Consider the following 17,471-nt stretch of genomic DNA (forward strand, 5'->3'; position numbering starts at 1 on the left):
CTCCCGCCATGACCTCTTCCCCCCTCTCCGTCCCGCCCGCCGCCCGCCGGCGATTTGTTGCGGTCCGCCCTCTCTCCGCCCTGGCCGTTGCGCTGGTGCTCGCCGGTTGCTCCCGCCCGGCCCCTTCGACCGGCGCGGCCGCCCAAGCCGGTCCGCCCGTGCCCGTTCGCGTCGCGACCGTCCACGTCGAGGAACTGCCCGTCGTCACCGAAGTCACCGGCACCGTGCGCCCCGTGCAACGCGCGCAGATCGCCGCGAAAGTCATGGGCGCGATCGACGAGATGCCCGTCACCCTCGGCCAGGCCGTCCACACCGGCGACTTGTTGGTCAAAGTCTCCGCGGCCGAAATCTCCGCCCGCGTCGCGCAAGCTCAGTCGCAACTCAACGCCGCCCGCCGCGACCTCGACCGCGAACGCGACCTCCTCGGCCACGGCGCCAGCACCGCCGACACCGTCAAGAACCTCGAAGACCGCTTCGCCTCCGCGCAGGCCATGCTGCACGAAGCCGAGACGATGCTCGGCTACGCCACCGTGCGCGCGCCCTTTGCCGGCGTCATCGCGCGAAAATTCGCCCAGGCGGGCGACTTCGCTTCGCCCGGCCTCCCCCTGTTGGAATTGGAAGGCGCCGGCGATTTCCAAGTCGAGGCCGGCGTGCCCGACTCGCTCGCGGCGGCGCTCACCCTCGGCGCGCCGCTCACCGTCACGATCCCGGCCCGCGGCCTCGCGTTCACCGGCTCGCTCGCCGAACTTTCCTCGGCCGCCGATGCGGGCGCCCGCACCGTGCTCGCCAAAATCTCCGTGCCCGCGCGCGACCTCGTGCGCTCCGGCGAATTCGCCCGCGTGCGACTCCCCGGCGCGCCGGCCCGCGCGCTGCTCGTGCCCCTCGCCGCCCTCGTTCACACCGGCCAGTTGGAACGCATTTTCGTCGCCGACGCTTCCGGCCATGCCACCCTCCGGCTCGTGAAAACCGGCGCCACCCACGCTGACCGCATCGAGATTCTCTCCGGGCTCGACGACGGCGAACGCGTCATCCTCTCACCCTCGCCCGCCCTGCGCGAAGGCCAGGCCCTGGAGGTTCAGCGATGAGCGCCGCTCCGCTCGGCCCGCTCGGCGATCGGCCCCGCTTCGGTTTCGCGGGCCGCATGGCTTCGATGTTCATCGACTCGAAGCTCACCCCCATCGTCGTCGCCGCCTCGCTGCTGCTCGGTTTTTTCGCCGTGGTCATGCTGCCGCGCGAGGAGGAGCCGCAGATCAAGGTGCCGATGATCGACGTCATGGTCGCGATGCCCGGCGCCTCCGCCGCCGAAGTCGAAAATCGCGTCACCCGCCCGATGGAGCGCCTCCTCTGGGAAATCCCCGGCGTCGAATACCTTTACTCCACCGCCAGCCCGGGCGGCAACATGACCATCGTGCGCTTCGAGGTCGGCACCGACCTCGAGGCGGCGCTCGTGCGCCTCAACCAGAAGCTGCAGGCCAACTTCGACCGCATTCCCTTTGGCGTCTCCCCGCCCCTCGTCAAACCGCGCACGATCGACGACGTCCCCGTCCTCGCGCTCACGTTTCACAGCCGCCGTTACGATCACGCGATGCTGCGCCGCATCGCCGCCCAGGTCGACGAAGTGGTGACGTCCCTCCCCGAAGTCGCCGAGACCACGCTCATCGGCGGCAACCGGCGCCAGATCCGCGTGCTGCTCGATCCCGCGCGCCTCGCTTCGCGCAATCTCAGCGCGGGCCACCTCGTGCCGATGCTCCAATCGGCCAACGCCCAATCCCACACCGGCGCCCAGTCTTCCGCCAATCACGAAACGCTCCTGCAAACCGGCGCCTTCTTCCGCGACGCCCGGGACGTCGGCGCCGTGGTCGTGGGCGTCGCCGACGGCCACCCCGTTTACCTGCGCGATGTCGCCACGATCGTCGACGGCCCCGAAGAGCCGTCCAACTATGTGTTCTACGGCGCCTCCGGCCGGACCGGCGCCGCGGCCACCGCGACCGCCCTCGACGAACCCGCCGTCACGCTCAGCCTCGCCAAGCGCCGCGGCGCCAACGCCATCACCGTCGTTGACGCCGTTCTCGCCAAAGTCGATTCGCTCCAAGGCACCGTCATCCCCGCCGATGTCGGCCTCGCCATCACGCGCAACTACGGCGCCACCGCCGCCGATAAATCCAACGAGCTCCTGCTCCACATGGGCTTCGCGGTGTTCGGCGTCGCCGTCCTCATTCTCCTCTTCCTCGGCTGGCGCGAATCCCTGGTCGTGCTCCTCGCGATCCCCGTCACCCTCGGTCTCACGCTGCTCGTGTTTTACCTGCACGGCTACACGCTCAACCGCATCACCCTCTTCGCGCTGATTTTCTCGATCGGCATCCTCGTCGACGATGCGATCGTCGTCGTCGAAAACATCGTGCGGCACATGGCGCTCCCCGGCTGCCGCCGCAAACGCCTCCTCCAAATCGCCGTCGAAGCGACCGACGAAGTGGGCAACCCCACCATCCTCGCCACCCTCGCCGTCATCGCCGCCGTGCTGCCGATGGCCTTCGTCAGCGGCCTGATGGGCCCCTACATGCGGCCGATCCCGATCGGCTCGAGCGCGGCGATGCTGTTCTCGCTCCTCGTCGCCTTCGCCGTCACACCCTGGGCCGCCCTCAAAATCCTGCGCGGTCGCGCTTCGCACGCCGGCCACGCCGCCGCCTTCGTCAACGCTCCGCCCTCCGAGGAAATCGAAGCCGCCGGCGAGACCGCGCCCGAGACGGCGTTCACCCGCCTCTACACGCGCTTCATGCGCCCGCTGCTCGATCACCGCCGTTGGCGCTGGGCCTTCCTCGCGATCGTCTCCGCCGCCACCGTGGTGGCGATGGCGCTCGTCGGTCTCGGCGGCGTGAAAGTCAAGATGCTCCCCTTCGACAACAAGTCGGAGTTTCAAGTCATCATCAACCTGCCCGAGGGCGCCACGCTCGAGCAGACCACCCGCGTCGCCCGCGAAATGGCCGCCGCCATCCGCGACGAACCCGAGGTCTCCGATTATCAGGTCTACGCCGGCACCGCCTCGCCGTTTAATTTCAACGGCCTCGTGCGCCACTACTTCCTTCGCCGCGGCAGCAACGTCGCCGATCTTCAGGTCAACCTCGTGCCCAAGCACGAGCGCTCGGCCCAAAGCCACGACATCGCCAAGCGCGTCCGCCCCCGCCTCGCCGCCATCGCCGCCCGCTACGACGCCGCCGTCGCCGTGGCCGAAGTCCCGCCCGGCCCGCCCGTCCTCCAGACCCTGGTCGCCGAAATCTACGGACCGTCGGAGGAAGCGCGCCTGCACCTCGCCGAAAAAGTCCGCGAAATCTTCCGCGCCACGCCCGGCGTGGTCGACGTGGACTGGTATGTCGAACACCGCCAGCCGAAGACCCTCCTCCGCATCGATGCCGAGAAGGCCGCCCTGCACGGCATCAGCGAGGCCACGATCACCCGCACCGTGCAGATGGCCGCCCAAGGCTTTCCCGTCACGCTCCTGCACTCGCCCGCCGAACGCGAAGACGTGAACGTCGTCCTCGAACTCCCCCGCGCCCTCCGCGCCCGGCCCGACGACCTCCTCGCCCTCACCGTCCGCTCGGAGCGGAATCCGTCCGCTCCGCTCGTCCCGCTGCGCGAACTCGTCTCCGTCGTTTCGACGCGGGGCGAACGCAACATCTACCACAAGAATCTGCAGAACGTCACCTACGTCACGGGCGACGTCGCCGGCGTGGTCGAGAGTCCCGTGTACGCGATCCTCACGATGAACCGCGCCCTGGCCAGGCTCGACGGCCGCGATTTCGGCGGCACGCGGTCAGCCGTTGAAATCTACAACGCCAGCATGCCCGCAAACGACCGCGAACCCGCCCTGAAATGGGACGGCGAGTGGCAGGTCACCCTCGAGGTTTTCCGCGACCTCGGGCTCGCGTTCGCCGCCGTGCTCATCCTCATCTACATGCTCATGGTCGGCTGGTTTAAGAACTACACCACGCCGCTCATCGTCATGACCGTCATCCCGTTCTCCCTCGTCGGCATCCTGCCGGCGCACGCGGCCCTCGGCGCGTTTTTCACCGCCACGTCGATGATCGGGTTCATGGCTGGCGCCGGCATCGTCGTGCGCAATTCCATCATCCTCGTCGATTTCATCGAGCTGCGCCTCAGCCACGGTCTCTCGCTCCGCGATGCCTGCCTGGAGTCCGGCGCCGTGCGCTTCCGCCCGATGATGCTCACCGCCCTCGCCGTCGTCGTCGGTGGCCTCGTGATTCTCACCGACCCGATTTTCCAAGGCCTCGCCATCTCCCTGGTCTTCGGCGCCATCGCCTCGCTCATCATCAGCCCGATCGCCGTACCGCTCATCTACTACATGAGCCACGCGCGCCGCGCCGCCTCCGCCGCCCCTGCTCCCGCGTCCGAGCCGTGCGACATTTCGTCCTGAACGCGACCCGCGCCGCCGGCTCCCTCTGTCGGGGCGTGGTTCGTCCCCGCCTGTATTTCCCCGCCCGCATCGCCACGCTTCGACCGCCTGCGTCCTTCACGCTGCCGATCCGACGGCAAAATCTCGCATGAAATTCCTCGCGCTCCTCCGCGCCCTCTTCTCCCCCGCGCCCCGCGCCAGCCCCGCCAACTGGAGCGCGCGCCTCCGCGCCGGCACCGCCCTGCTCGTCGACGTCCGCGAACCCGGCGAATGGTCCTCCGGCGTCGCCGATCGCGCCGCGCTTCTTCCCCTCAGCGACCTCGACGGCCCGCGTCATCTCTGGCGCGACTTCCTCGCCCGCGCCGGCGACCGCGAAGTGCTCCTCTACTGCGCGTCCGGCCTGCGCTCCGGCGTCGCCGCTCGCACCCTCGCGCAGGAAGGTCTCCGCGCCGCCAACGCCGGCGGTCTCTCTGCCTGGGCCGCCGCCGGCTGGCCCATCGTGCGCCCCAAGGCCGCCGGTTCCGACCGCCGCCGCTGAGGCGCCTTCGTTTCCCGGCCCTCGTCTCCCGCCCAACCTTCCTCCCTCGCCTCTGCGGCCGCGCCGCCCCGGTCAATCCTCCTCCCATGCCGAACACCGCTCCCTCCCTTCGCTTCGTCATCGTCGGCGGCGTGGCCGCCGGTGCGTCCGCCGCCGCCCGCGCACGACGCCTCGACGAACGCGCCTCGATCGCCGTTCTCGAGCGCGGCCCCGATGTGTCGTTCGCCAACTGCGGCCTCCCCTATTTCATCGGCGGCGAAATCCGCCAGCGCGACGCCCTCTCCGTGCAGACTCCGCAGACGCTCAAAGCCCTGCTCAACCTCGACGTCCGCCCCAGCACCGAAGCCGTCGCCATTGACCGCCCCAACCACCGCGTGCAAGTGCGCGACCTCGCCGGCGGCACCACGAGCTGGATGCCATACGACCGCCTCCTCCTCGCGCCCGGCGCCGTGCCCGTCCGCCCCTCGCTCCCCGGCATCGACGACCCGCGCATCCTCACCCTCCGCTCCCTCGGCGACATGGACCGCATCAAGGCCGCCGCCACTTCCGCCGCGCACGTCACCGTCGTCGGCGCCGGCTTCATCGGTCTGGAAATGGCGGAGCAACTCGTCCGCCTCGGGAAGAACGTCACGCTGATCGAACTCGCCGACCAAGTGCTCCCGCCGCTCGACCGCCCGATGACGCAACTCATCGCGGACGAACTTCGCCGCCACCGCATCGACCTGCGCCTCTCCGATCGCGTCGTCTCCTTCGCCGCCACCGCCGACACGCTCGTCTGCCACCTCGCCTCCGGCACCACCCTCTCCACGCAACTCGTCATCCTCGCCATCGGCGTGCGCCCCGACACCGCCCTCGCCCGCGCCGCCGGCCTCGCGCTCAGCGAACGCGGCCACCTCCGCGTCAACGACCACCTCCAGACCAACGATCCGCACATCTACGCCGCCGGTGATGCCATCGAGACGACGGACCTCGTCACCGGCACCCCGAGCGCCGTTGCCCTTGGCGGCCCGGCCAACCGCCAGGGCCGCCACGTCGCCGATCGCATTTTCCGCCCCGCGCACACCCCGCCGTTTCCCGGCGTCCTTGGCACCGCCATCGTCCGCGTCTTCAACGTCGCCGCCGGCCTCACCGGCTGGTCCGAAAAACGCCTCCGGGCCGCGGGCCGCCCATTTCGCACCGTCACCGTCAACGACAACCACCACGCCGGCTACTTCCCCGGCGCCAAGCCGCTGCAGCTCAAACTGCTTTGGGACCCCGCGGACGGACGCGTGCTCGGCGCCCAAGTTTCCGGGCTCGCCGGCGTTGACAAACGCCTCGACGTCCTCGCCACCGCCCTCACCGGCCGCCTCACGATCGACGACCTCGCCCAGCTCGAACTCGCCTACGCGCCGCCCTTCGGTGCCGCGAAAGATATCGTCAACCTCGCCGGCTTCGCCGCGTGCAACGCCCGCGACGGACTCGTCACCCTTGTTGACGCCCTTCCCGCCGATCCCGCCGTGCAGATTCTCGACGTGCGCCCGCCGCCGCTCGTCCAATCGCATCCCCTGCCCGTGCCTCACGCGCTCAACATTCCCCTCGGCGCTCTCCGCGGCCGCCTCGGCGAACTCGACCGCGCGCGCCCCGTCGTCACCGTCTGTGCTCTCGGCAAGAGCGCGTATTTCGCCGCGCGCATCCTCGCGCAAAACGGCTTTCAAGTCACCGCGCTCGCCGGCGGCATCCGCGCCCACTTCGATCCGCTCAGCCCCGCGAAACTCCCCGTGCCGTGAACGCGCCCCGCGCGCGCGACCCAAAGTGTGGGCGGGGTGCCCCCACCCCCCGCTCCGCGCCCCCCCGTTCCTGCAGGCCGGTTACGCTCACCCGCGCCGCGTACCGCACGCCTCCGTCCTGTGGGCGGGGTGCCCTCACCCCGCACCCTTCCCGCGCGCCCCGCGCGCGCAACTCAAAGTCCCGCCCCACCGCGCGAAATCTCGCTTCCGCCCACGCCCACGCCCGCATCGCGCGCCGCGCGAACGCGGCCGATCGCCCCGCACCGTGGTGCAACGGCTTTTCCATTTGTAGGCCCTATCCCATCCCCCCGCCCTTCTTCCGCAGTCCCCCTCTCGCCTCTGCCGCTCCCGGCGCCACGCACAGCCCGGACAAAGTGTAACCTGTTAGCGACGCCTCACCTTCGCCTCACCTTCGCCTGCCGGCGCAGCGACCGCTTCTATTGTCCGTTCTGATTTTCGCCCCGCCGCGCGGCCGCGTGGCGAACAAGGGCTTGGGCTTGGGCTTGTGTCATAAAGTCGGCCAATCCAAAACAGCCCATGACCAAATTATCCGACACGGACGCCGCCCACCTTCACCCCGAAACGCTCGCCTTGAGCTACGGCTTCGACCCGTGGCTCAGCGAGGGCGCCGTCAAGCCGCCGGTCTTTCTCACCTCGACGTTCGCCTTCAAGAAGGCCGCCGATGGCAAACAGTTCTTCGCCTGGGCCCACGGCGAAGGTGCGCCTCCGAAGAAGGGCGAAATGGGCCTCATCTACTCGCGCATCAACAATCCCAACCTCGAGATTTTCGAGGACCGCGTCGCCCTGTGGGAGGGCATGCGTCACGCCCAAAGTTTCTCCAGCGGCATGGCCGCCATCGCCACCACGCTCCTCGCCACCCACGGCCCCGGCGACGAGATGATCGTCTGCGCGCCCGTCTACGGCGGCACCGATTCGCTCATCCACCATTTTCTCCGCCGCTTCGGCCTCACCGCCCATTTCGTGCCCGCCGGAGCCGAGGCCCCCGCGCTCGCCGCGGCACTCGTCACGCCCCGCACCCGCTCGATCTTCATCGAGACACCCGCCAACCCCAACAACCGCCTCACCGACATCGCCGCGATGCGCGCCCTCGCGCTGCACCAACTCGCCGCCGGCCGCAACCGCGAGCTCCTCGTCATCGTCGACAACACCATGGCCGGCCCCGTCTTCTCGCACCCCGCGAAAGTCGGTGCCGACATTGTCCTCTACTCCGCCACCAAATTCATCGGCGGCCACTCCGACGTGGTCGGCGGCGTGGCCCTCGCCAACGACGACGAACTCATCCACGCGATCGCGCAGCACCGCGCCCTCCTCGGCGGCATGCCCAATCCCTACACCGCGTGGCTGCTCACCCGTTCGCTCGAAACGCTGAAAGTCCGCGCCGAGCAGCAACAGCGCAACGCACAGCAAATCGCGGCCTGGCTCGCCCTGCAGCCGAAGATCCGCCACGTCTGCTACCTCGGCCTCCTCACACCCACCGACCCCGAATACGCCATTTATCAAAAGCAGCACAGCGGCCCCGGCTCGTTGATCTCCTTTTACCTCCATGGCGACGAAGCCCGGGCGTTCGCCTTCCTCGACCATCTCAAAGTCTTCCGCCTCGCCGTCTCCCTCGGGTCCACCGAGTCGCTCGCGCAACATCCGTCGTCGATGACGCATTCCGGCCTCACGCCGGCCGACAAACAACTTGGCGGCATCACCGACGACCTCGTGCGTCTCTCCATCGGCATCGAGCACCCTGACGACCTGATCTGGGATCTCACGCAAGCCCTCGACGCCGTTTGACCGGGCCGAACTTCCCTCGTGCCCGCCGCCCCGCCCTGCGTCCCACCCGCCGCCTCGGTTTGCGCCCCGCCGACGGCGGCTCCGCCTCATTCTCGTGGTCGTTTTCTTTCTTCCCGACCGTTCTCGTTCCCTCCCTCGCTCCCCTCCCTCTTCCCGCTCCGCCCGCTCTCCTCGCCCCGGCGAACGCGAATCCAAACGCCAACGCTTACCGCCCCGCCCCGATTTCGCCCGGCTATTTCCGCAATTGTGCGGCCCGCGCCGTTCGTCTTGTATTTTCGCCGCCCGAAAATCCCGGCCGGCCTCGCCGACCCTTCCTTGCGCCCGCCATTTTTCTTCCACGCGCCTTCGCGCGAACTCTCTCCGCCTGATTCTTCCCGATGTTTCTCTCCCGGTTTTCTCCCCGCCTTCGCCGCCTCCTCGTCCTCGCGCTTTTCGCCTCGTCCGTCGCGACCGGCGCTTTCGCCGCGGATCGCGCCCAGGTCACCCTGCTCGCCACCACCGACCTTCACGGCCACCTCCTCCCGCTCGACGATTACACCGGCCAACCCAGCCCCCTCGGTGTCGCCAAGCTCGCCACGCTCATCGCCCAAGCCCGCCGCAACGCGCCCGATCTGCTCCTGATCGACAGCGGCGACACCATCCAAGGCACGCCCCTCGCATATTTTCACGCGCGCAAGAACAACGCCCCGCCCGACCCGATGATGCTCGCGATGAATGCGCTGCAGTACACGAGCATGACCGTCGGCAACCACGAGTATAACTTCGGTCCCGCCGTCCTCGCCAAGGCCCGCGGCGAAGCCCATTTCCCCTGGCTCTCCGCCAACACCTACCGCACCGGCACCGACGAAACCGCCTACGCGCCCTACGTCGTCAAGGAAGTCGCCGGCGTTCGCATCGGCATCCTCGGCCTCACCACCCCCGGCATCCCGTATTGGGAAAATCCGGAAAACTACGCCGGCCTCGAATTCCGCCCGCTCCTCTCCGAGGCGAAGAAATGGACCACTCTCCTCCGCTCGCGCGAACACGTCGATGCCGTCGTCATCGCGATGCACGGCGGCCTCGAGGAAGACCTCGCCACCGGCCGCCGCCCGCCCGGCAACATCCCGGGCGAAAACGCCGCCGTCGCCCTCGCGCGCGAGGTGCCCGGCCTCGACGTGATTCTCCTCGGTCATACGCACCGCGAAGTGCCCGCGCTCGTGGTCAACGGCGTCCTCCTCACGCAAGCCGGCCACTGGGGCGATTTTCTCGCGCGCGTGGATCTGTATTTCTCCCGCCCCTCGACCGATGCTCCGTGGACGCTCCTCGCCAAAGGCGCTCATACCATCCCCGTGCGCGCCGATACTCCCGCCGATCCCGCGATCTTGGCGATCGCCGCGCCGTATCAACGCGAGACCCAAGCCTGGCTCACCCGCGAGATCGGCACCTGCGCCCAACCCCTCGGCGCCGAAGACGCGCAATTCCGCGACACCGCCCTCCTCGACCTCGTGCAACGCGCCCAGCTCGAAGCCGGCCACGCCGACGTCTCCCTCGCCGCCAGCTTCAACCGCCACGCCCGCATCGCCGCCGGCCCCGTGACCGTCCGCGACATCGCGAGCCTTTATCCCTACGAAAACACGCTCTACGTGCTCGAAGTCACCGGCGCGCAACTCAAGGCCGCCCTCGAACACTCCGCGCGTTATTTCCTGCCCTACGTCGCCGGCAAATCCCCCGCCGAACTCGTCGATCCGAGCATCCCCGCCTACAACTTCGACGTCGCGGAGGGCGTTTCCTACGAGATCGATTTGCGCCGCCCGATTGGCGATCGCATCCAGCACCTCACGTTTCAAGGCGCCCCACTCGCCCCCGACCGCAAGCTCCGGCTCGCCACCAACAACTATCGCTACAACGGCGGCGGCGGCTACACGATGCTGAAGACGGCCCGGGTGCTCGCCCACCCCAGCGCCGAAATTCGCGACCTCCTCATCGCGTGGGTGGAGCGACATCACGACATCCCGGTCACCCCGACCGGCAACTGGCGCCTCGTGCCCTGAGGCGCCCGCACTGTCCGACCGGTCCACCGTTCGCTAACGCCATTCCTTCGTTCGCAGCCGCGAGTGCGCGATGCACTGCTCCCCCCGTCGCGTTTGCCGCCGCGCGCCGCCGGAAAGAGTTCGACGCCGACCGCGCAACCTCCCACGTTGCCCGCGCCCCCAACGGGCGCGTGACCGCGGCAGGGCGTGCGGCATGAGAGTTCAACATTCGTGCCCGGTCGAACTGCGGCATTCCGCCAAGGCAGGCCGGTCACACCCAATAAGGACACACATGGCCAAGACCCAAAACTCGAAGAAGCAGACCAAGAAAGCGCCGCTCAAAACGGCCAAGGAAAAAAAGCAGGCCAAGCAAGCCAAGAAGGCCCGCTAGTCGTTGGTCGCGGCCGTGGCGGCAACGCCCGGTCGCGCTGCCTGAGCCGCCACCGCCCGGAGGCGCGCATTCGCCGCCTCCGCGATGTCCCTTGCGTTTCGCCGGGGATGAGCGACGGTGGCGGCTCGTAATCGCGTAAGATGACAGTAGTTGGTGGGTCCTCAGATGAGCTTCCGCTCAGGTGATGATTCGAAACCCGGCTCCCGGGAACATGCTGACAACAGACGAAGCATACGAAACTCATCACCATGAATTCCAAACTCTACGTTGGAAATCTATCCTTCAACACGAACGAAGACGCGCTCCGCTCGGCCTTCGAACAATTCGGTGCCATCACCGACGTCTACATCGCCAGCGATCGTGAAACCGGTCGCCCGCGCGGCTTCGCCTTTGTGACGTTTGCCACCGAGGAAGAATCCAAAGCCGCCATCGAAAAGATGCACGGCACCCAGCTCGACGGCCGCGAAATCACCGTCAACGAAGCCAAGCCCAAGGAAGCCAGCGGCGGTGGTCGCAACTTCAGCAGCCCGAATCGTCGCCCCGGCGCGTTTCAGGATCGCGGCAACAGCCGTTACTAATCTCCCGCCCCGCGCGGTCTGATTTTCCGGCGAAGCGCTTTCGGCGCTTCGCCTTTTTCATGCCCGCCCAACGCGACCCGCCCGCGACAGCCGCTTGCCTTTCACCGCCCACGCGCGGCCGACACTCACCGGTTGATCGCGCCGCATCGGGAACAACGCGATCGCCGACGGCGGCAAACCCGCGCGAAGCCTCGCGCCCAAAAACCGGGCAGTTTAATCCGCCAGCAAATCGTAGCTGATCTTCCCCTCCGCCACCTCGCGCAACGCGGTGTCTTCGGCGGAAAGTTTTTCGAGCGACACCACCAACGGGCGGTTGCCCCGGCGCAGTTGTTTCACGCGCAGCGAGATCACGTTAACCAAAATATTGGGGTCATCGATGACCTTCAGGGCGGATTGCAGGTAGTCGTCTCTCATGGGAATAATGGATTGCCCCGCGTGTCGCCGGCGCGGCGAATTTGGCGGAAGCGATCATTATAGAAACGCCGAAGGGCGAAGACGATGCCTAACTTCACCGCCCGCGCCACCCGCCGACAAGCCACTGCCCCGCCACGCGCTTAGCCGCGTAATCGACGCCAAAAATCACCCGTCGGCGGCCGCACCCCAACATGCGAATCACCACCGCGCCCCACGACCCGATGACCCTGCCCGCGTCGCACGCACCTGCGCGCATCGCCCGCGACATCCTCTTCCAAAACGTTCAGAGGTAAATGGTGCCCGGGAGCGGACTCGAACCGCTACACCTTACGGCACAGGCTTCTGAGACCTGCGTGTCTACCAATTCCACCACCCGGGCAATCTGACGGAACGGGCAAAACACACACTCCCTTCACCTCGCGCAAGGAAATTGATTTCCCTCGCGCCTCCCGCTCTCCAGACTGCCGCCTCCCTATGAAAAAGGACGCCACCATCGCCAAGATCAAAGCCGAGAAGGTCATCGCGCTCATCCGCGCCCAAAACCCCGACGGCCTTCTCGATTGTGCCAAGGCCCTCGCGGAAGGCGGCCTCACCAGCATCGAGCTCACTATGACGACGCCCGGCGCGATTCGCATGCTCGAAAAAGCGACGTCCGAGCTTCCCGATTTTCTTTTCGGCCTCGGCACCGTGCTCGACGCCGAAACCGCCCGTGCCGGAATCCTCGCGGGCGCGAGCTTCATCGTCACGCCTGCCCTCCGGCCCGACGTCATCCAGCTCTGCCGGCGCTACTCCATCCCGGTGTTCAGCGGCGCCTTCACTCCCACGGAAATCGTCAACGCATGGGAAGCCGGCGCTGACGCTGCGAAAATTTTCCCCGCCGAATTTTTCGGCCCCGCTTACATTAAATCCGTCAAGGCGCCCCTGCCGCACATCGACATGGTGCCCACCGGCGGCGTTAACGCGGAGAACGTCGGCGCCTTCTTGAAGGCCGGCGCCATGGCGACCGCCGCCGGCAGTTCGCTCGTCGAAGCCGCCGCGCTCAAAGACAAAAACTGGGCCGCCATCACTGCGAAAGCCCGCGCATTTGTCGCCGCCGTCGCCGCCGCGAAGTAACGCCCGGCATCGTTTTCGCGCACCCTCGCCGCCTCGCCCCGCCGCCTCGTGCGGCGCGCCGGAGCTCAGCCCGCCTTCCCGGCGGGCTTTTTTGCGCGACTCGCTCGACGCAGGCCCTTGCCTCCACGCAGCAGCACGCTTCCTCCAAGTCGCACGTGCCCACGCGACCCGACGCGCCACCGCGCCCTACTTCCGCGCCGGCAAAAACGCCGCGATGTCCGGCAACTCTCGCACGCGTCGGCCGCCTTGGAGCCGCTCAAGATACGGATCCTGCTCCTGCTCGACGGTGACCTCGTCCTCTTCGCCGCCGCCCTCCTCCCAATCCTCGATCGTCTCGCCATCGTCTCCCGTCGCGATCCACTCCTGCTCGTCGTCAAACGCATGCGTCATCCGCCGCGCTTCCGGCGCGAGGATCAGCGCGGGGTTTTTCACGTGGCCACCTTTGAGCATTTCAAACAACGCCGGGTAAAACTGGTCGCGATACCGGGCTTGAAACGCACTCAACCACTTGTTCGCCACGTCCTCGCGGCGGTTGAGAAAAATCACGTCCGCGAAATGCACGCACGCATCATACCACGCCAGGAGCGGCGGGTTTTTCTCCGCCAACTGGCAGTTGACCACGCAGATCACGCGCGCCAGTTCGCCGCCACTGGTCGCGAGCCAGCTCTGAAACGCCTCCACTTGGTCGGCCGGGTTCCCATAACCATCGGCTACGAAAAACAGGTGCGTCGCCTCCGCCGGCACCGCCGCCGACACCGAGCCGTGCTCCGCGCTCCAACGCACGACCTCCGGCGTCCTCGCCGCCTCGTCGGCGATCTCCGTCTCCCGCGCCGCGAGCAACACCACCGGGCGCGCCGTTGCATCCAAGCCATTCACGATCAGATCGTGCAACACTTCGCGCCGCCCCGAGCCCGACGCGCCGAGCACCAAATACACCAGAGGTTTTTCGCCTGAAGCCATAGCCATGTGAAACACGAAGATTCCGCAAAAGGCGAAACTCCGTCAGCATTTTTTGCAACCCACCTCGCACTCTCGGCCTCGGGCGCTCCGCCCGCCCGTGCGCTCGCGTCAAAATCGCCGGCCCGGCACCTCCGCGCACCCGGCGGCTCTGTCCGCGCTCTTCGCCCCTCAACGCTTATGCGAACGTAAACGTCCCGCACTGCGCCGCCTGCCGCATCCAATGATCGACCAGCACGAGCGCGGTCATCGCTTCGACGATCGGCACCGCTCGCGGCACCACGCACGGATCGTGCCGGCCCCGCCCCATTAATTCCGTCTCGGCGCCAAGGATATCGACGGTCTTCTGTGACTGCAAAATCGTCGCCGTCGGTTTGAACGCCACGCGAAACACAATCTCCTCGCCGTTGCTGATGCCGCCCTGCACGCCGCCGGAGCGGTTCGTCGTCGTGTGCACCACGCCGCCACGCGATTCAAACGCATCGTTGTGCTCGCTGCCGCGCAGCCGCGCCCCCGCGAACCCGCTGCCGATCTCAAATCCTTTGGTCGCCGGCAACGAAAGCATCGCCTTCGCCAGATCCGCCTCAAGGCGGTCAAACACCGGTTCGCCCAGCCCCGCCGGCAGTCCGCGCACCCGGCACTCGATCACGCCGCCCACCGAATCGCCCTCGCTGCGCACGTGTTTGATGCGCGCGATCATCGCCGCCGCTGTCGCCGGATGCGGACAACGCACCGGCGTCGCCTCGACGTCCGCCAGCGTCGGAAACGCCGCCCGCGCCTCCTCCGGCATCGCGATATCGTGCACCTGCGTGAGAAACGCCCGGATTTCCACCGCCGCGCCGCCCGCCGCCTTCACCCCTTGCGCTAAAATCTTCTTCGCAATGGCTCCCGCCGCCACGCGCCCCACGGTTTCGCGCGCCGAACTGCGCCCGCCGCCGCGGTGATCGCGCCGCCCAAACTTCGCCTGATACGTGAAATCCGCGTGCGACGGCCGAAACTTGTCCTTCATCTCGTCGTAGGCGCCCGGTCGTTGATCCGCGTTGCGCACCAGCAGCGAAATCGGCGTCCCCGTCGTGCGTCCCTCGAACACCCCCGACAACACCTCCACGCGATCCTCTTCTTTGCGCGGCGTCACGATGTCGCTTTGTCCCGGTCGACGCCGATCAAGCTCCGCCTGAATTTCTGCCAGATCGAATGGCAGATTCGGCGGACAACCGTCGATCACTACGCCCACGGCCGCCCCGTGGCTTTCGCCCCATGTAGTGACGCGGAAAAGCTTTCCGAAAGAGTTGGGCATCGAGAGGCGGAAACGTTGGCGGCGCGCTCCGGCCCGGCAAGGGCAAACGAATCCCGAGGCAACCTTCTCGCGCACCCGGCGTCAGAATCGGGACAAACGCGTTTACAACCACTCTTCTTGTGCATTTGCTGCCCCTTTTCATGAGCCTGCGCTTTCTCCGTCTGCTGTCCGTCGCCCTCCCGGTTGTGCTTCTTAGTCCTGCTTGGGCGCAGCCTTCCACTCCCCCCGCCCGCACCGCTTCGCCTGCCCCGGAGGAAGAGACGATCCAGTCGATCAAACTTTCCGACGCTCCGCTCGAGACCGTGCTGCAGCTCCTCGAGCAATGGACTGGCCGCACCATCCTGCGCCCGCAAACCCTCCCGACCGCCACCTACACGCTCAACATCGTGCGGCCGATGCCGAAGAGCGAGGCGATCCACGCCCTCGAGACCATTCTCTCGATGAACCAGATCGGCCTCTCGCCGATGGGTGACCGTTTCTTGAAGGTCACTGCGCTCGCGCAAACCCGCACCGAAGCGCCCGAAATGCTCACCGGTTCCGCCCTCGATCTGCCGCCCTCCGGCCGCGTCATGTCGAAGGTCTTCCAACTCGATTTTCTGCGCGTCAGCGAATTCATCCCGCAGATCAACACGCTCCTCAATCCGCAGATGGGCGGGCCGGTGATCTTCGACAAAACCAACGCCGCACTCATCACCGATTCGGTCAGCAACCTTCAGCGCGTCGAAACGCTCGTCCGCGAGCTCGACAAGCCCATCACGGCCAACATGACGCCGCGCTTTTACCCGCTGCACTTCGCGAAGGCCAGCGACTTGGTCAACAAGCTCCGTGCGCTCTTCCAAGGCCCTCTCCAAGGCCAGCTCGGCAGCGCCACCACCTACACCGCCGACGACCGCACCAACCAAGTCATCGTTATCGCGGACCGGCGCCAGCGTGAGTTCTTCGACGACCTCATCGCCAAGCTCGACGTGAAAGCCGAGCCCAACACGCGCAACGAAGTCATCTACTTGAAGCACGCTTCGTCGAAAGACGTTTCCACCCTCCTCAGCCAGCTCGTCTCCGGTCAGAACAACGCTGCGAAATCCACCGGCGCCGGCGGTTCTCTCCGCCCTGGTCAAGTCGTGACGCCCAACCAACCCGCCGGCACCCCTGCCGCGCCCGCCACCAACGCCTCAGCCACTCTCGCCGGCCTCGGCATCGATAACACTACGGAGTTCAGCAGTCTGGTCACGATCATCCCCGACGAACGCAGCAACGCCGTGATCGTTTCCGGCACCGTCGACGACGTCCGCCTGATCCGTGAACTCGTCGAGAAAATCGACATCGTTTTGGCCCAAGTGAAAATCGAAGTGATCATCGCCGAGGTCACCTTGAACGACAACGACAAGAGCGGCATCGCCTCACTCGGACTCACAATCGGCCAAAATCCGAAGAACGGGAAAACCCAGATTACCAACTTTAGCTCAGGCAGTGTTTCCTCAACGGGCGGGGTGACCAGCGGCATCGCCGGTTGGGCCATCACCGGCGGCGTCGTCAACCCCCTCGCGTTCCAAGCCTTCCTCGGTGACACCGGTGCCAACAGCAACGTGAAGATTCTGTCCGCGCCGACCATCATGGCGGTGCACAATAAGGAAGCGGAAATCATCGTCGGCCAGTCGCAGCCCATTATCACCGGCAGCACGTCGAGTCCCATCTCCTCCGGCGTCACCACCGCGAACAGTTTGGTCACCAGCTCCCAGGTCACTTACAAAGACATCGCGATCGACTTGAAAGTCACGCCCCTCATCGGCGACGACGGCAGTATCGAACTCAAGATCGACCAGAAAGTGGATGACATCCTCGGCAACGTCACCATCGACAACAATCTGCAGCCCATCATCGGTCGTCGACAGGCAACGTCCTACGTTAATGTCATCGACGGACAGATGATTGTGCTCGGCGGCCTCCAGCGCACCAAGAACACCAAGGACCGCACGAAACTCGGCTTCTTCCACGAAATTCCGATCCTCAGTCAGATCTTCGGCGGCCGCAACAACACCCTCGAACGAACCGAGTTGCTCCTCTTCATCCGCCCGCACGTCATCCGTCCGGAAGAAGGCGGAAAAGATGCGCGCAAGCAAATCAGCGAGCAGTCGAATCGCGATCAGATCAACGACTACCTGACGCCGCCCGCTCCCTCGGCCAAGAAGAAGTAAGCCGC

The 17,471-nt window shown here is 66.8% G+C and carries 12 protein-coding genes and 1 tRNA gene; 9 read left to right on the forward strand and 4 right to left on the reverse strand.

All coding sequences use genetic code 11. The annotated features are described in order from the left end of the window. The first annotated feature begins 8 nt into the window (after positions 1-8). From K0B96_RS13555 to K0B96_RS13585, 7 genes are all read left to right on the forward strand, one after another. A complete protein-coding gene (locus K0B96_RS13555; protein ID WP_220161422.1) occupies positions 9-1,085 on the forward strand; it encodes an efflux RND transporter periplasmic adaptor subunit in 1,077 nt (358 codons plus the stop codon). Then, positions 1,082-4,429, forward strand: a complete 3,348-nt coding sequence (locus tag K0B96_RS13560) for an efflux RND transporter permease subunit (protein WP_220161423.1) — start codon at positions 1,082-1,084, stop codon at positions 4,427-4,429. The genes K0B96_RS13555 and K0B96_RS13560 overlap by 4 nt, the downstream gene beginning before the upstream one ends. Positions 4,430-4,556: 127 nt before the next feature. Beyond that, the gene (locus tag K0B96_RS13565) at positions 4,557-4,946 is read left to right on the forward strand and encodes a rhodanese-like domain-containing protein (RefSeq protein ID WP_220161424.1); all 390 of its coding nucleotides are present in this window, start codon (positions 4,557-4,559) and stop codon (positions 4,944-4,946) included. 86 nt (positions 4,947-5,032) lie between these two features. Next, the gene (locus K0B96_RS13570) at positions 5,033-6,712 is read left to right on the forward strand and encodes an FAD-dependent oxidoreductase (protein WP_220161425.1); all 1,680 of its coding nucleotides are present in this window, start codon (positions 5,033-5,035) and stop codon (positions 6,710-6,712) included. 537 nt (positions 6,713-7,249) lie between these two features. Next, on the forward strand, positions 7,250-8,515 hold the full coding sequence (locus K0B96_RS13575) for a PLP-dependent transferase (protein ID WP_220161426.1): 1,266 nt from the start codon (positions 7,250-7,252) through the stop codon (positions 8,513-8,515). Between the two features lie 377 nt (positions 8,516-8,892). Beyond that, positions 8,893-10,545: a bifunctional metallophosphatase/5'-nucleotidase gene (locus tag K0B96_RS13580; RefSeq protein ID WP_220161427.1), complete on the forward strand. Its 1,653-nt coding sequence runs from the start codon at positions 8,893-8,895 to the stop codon at positions 10,543-10,545. Between the two features lie 618 nt (positions 10,546-11,163). Continuing rightward, positions 11,164-11,493: an RNA recognition motif domain-containing protein gene (locus tag K0B96_RS13585; protein ID WP_220161428.1), complete on the forward strand. Its 330-nt coding sequence runs from the start codon at positions 11,164-11,166 to the stop codon at positions 11,491-11,493. A gap of 213 nt (positions 11,494-11,706) precedes the next feature. On the opposite strand, the gene K0B96_RS13590 is transcribed toward K0B96_RS13585, so the two are convergent. Beyond that, positions 11,707-11,907 (reverse strand): DNA-directed RNA polymerase subunit omega, encoded by a 201-nt coding sequence (locus K0B96_RS13590; protein ID WP_220161429.1) that lies wholly within the window; start codon positions 11,905-11,907, stop codon positions 11,707-11,709. A gap of 294 nt (positions 11,908-12,201) precedes the next feature. After that, a tRNA-Leu gene (locus tag K0B96_RS13595) sits at positions 12,202-12,286 on the reverse strand. A 95-nt stretch (positions 12,287-12,381) separates the two neighbouring features. On the opposite strand from K0B96_RS13595, the gene K0B96_RS13600 reads away from it, so the two are divergent. After that, positions 12,382-13,020, forward strand: a complete 639-nt coding sequence (locus K0B96_RS13600; protein ID WP_220161430.1) for a bifunctional 4-hydroxy-2-oxoglutarate aldolase/2-dehydro-3-deoxy-phosphogluconate aldolase — start codon at positions 12,382-12,384, stop codon at positions 13,018-13,020. Between the two features lie 186 nt (positions 13,021-13,206). Here the strand turns inward: K0B96_RS13600 and K0B96_RS13605 are convergent, their stop codons facing one another. Together K0B96_RS13605 and aroC are read right to left on the reverse strand one after the other, a co-directional pair. Then, the gene (locus tag K0B96_RS13605; protein WP_220161431.1) at positions 13,207-13,986 is read right to left on the reverse strand and encodes a hypothetical protein; all 780 of its coding nucleotides are present in this window, start codon (positions 13,984-13,986) and stop codon (positions 13,207-13,209) included. A 169-nt stretch (positions 13,987-14,155) separates the two neighbouring features. Continuing rightward, positions 14,156-15,274 carry a chorismate synthase gene (aroC, locus tag K0B96_RS13610; RefSeq protein WP_220161432.1) on the reverse strand — a complete coding sequence of 373 codons (1,119 nt, stop codon included), beginning with the start codon at positions 15,272-15,274 and terminating at the stop codon, positions 14,156-14,158. 140 nt (positions 15,275-15,414) lie between these two features. Between aroC and K0B96_RS13615 the strand changes: the two genes are divergently transcribed. After that, the gene (locus K0B96_RS13615) at positions 15,415-17,466 is read left to right on the forward strand and encodes a secretin N-terminal domain-containing protein (RefSeq protein ID WP_220161433.1); all 2,052 of its coding nucleotides are present in this window, start codon (positions 15,415-15,417) and stop codon (positions 17,464-17,466) included. Positions 17,467-17,471 lie beyond the last annotated feature (5 nt).

The organism is Horticoccus luteus (assembly GCF_019464535.1).
In the GTDB taxonomy this organism is placed as follows: domain Bacteria; phylum Verrucomicrobiota; class Verrucomicrobiia; order Opitutales; family Opitutaceae; genus Horticoccus; species Horticoccus luteus.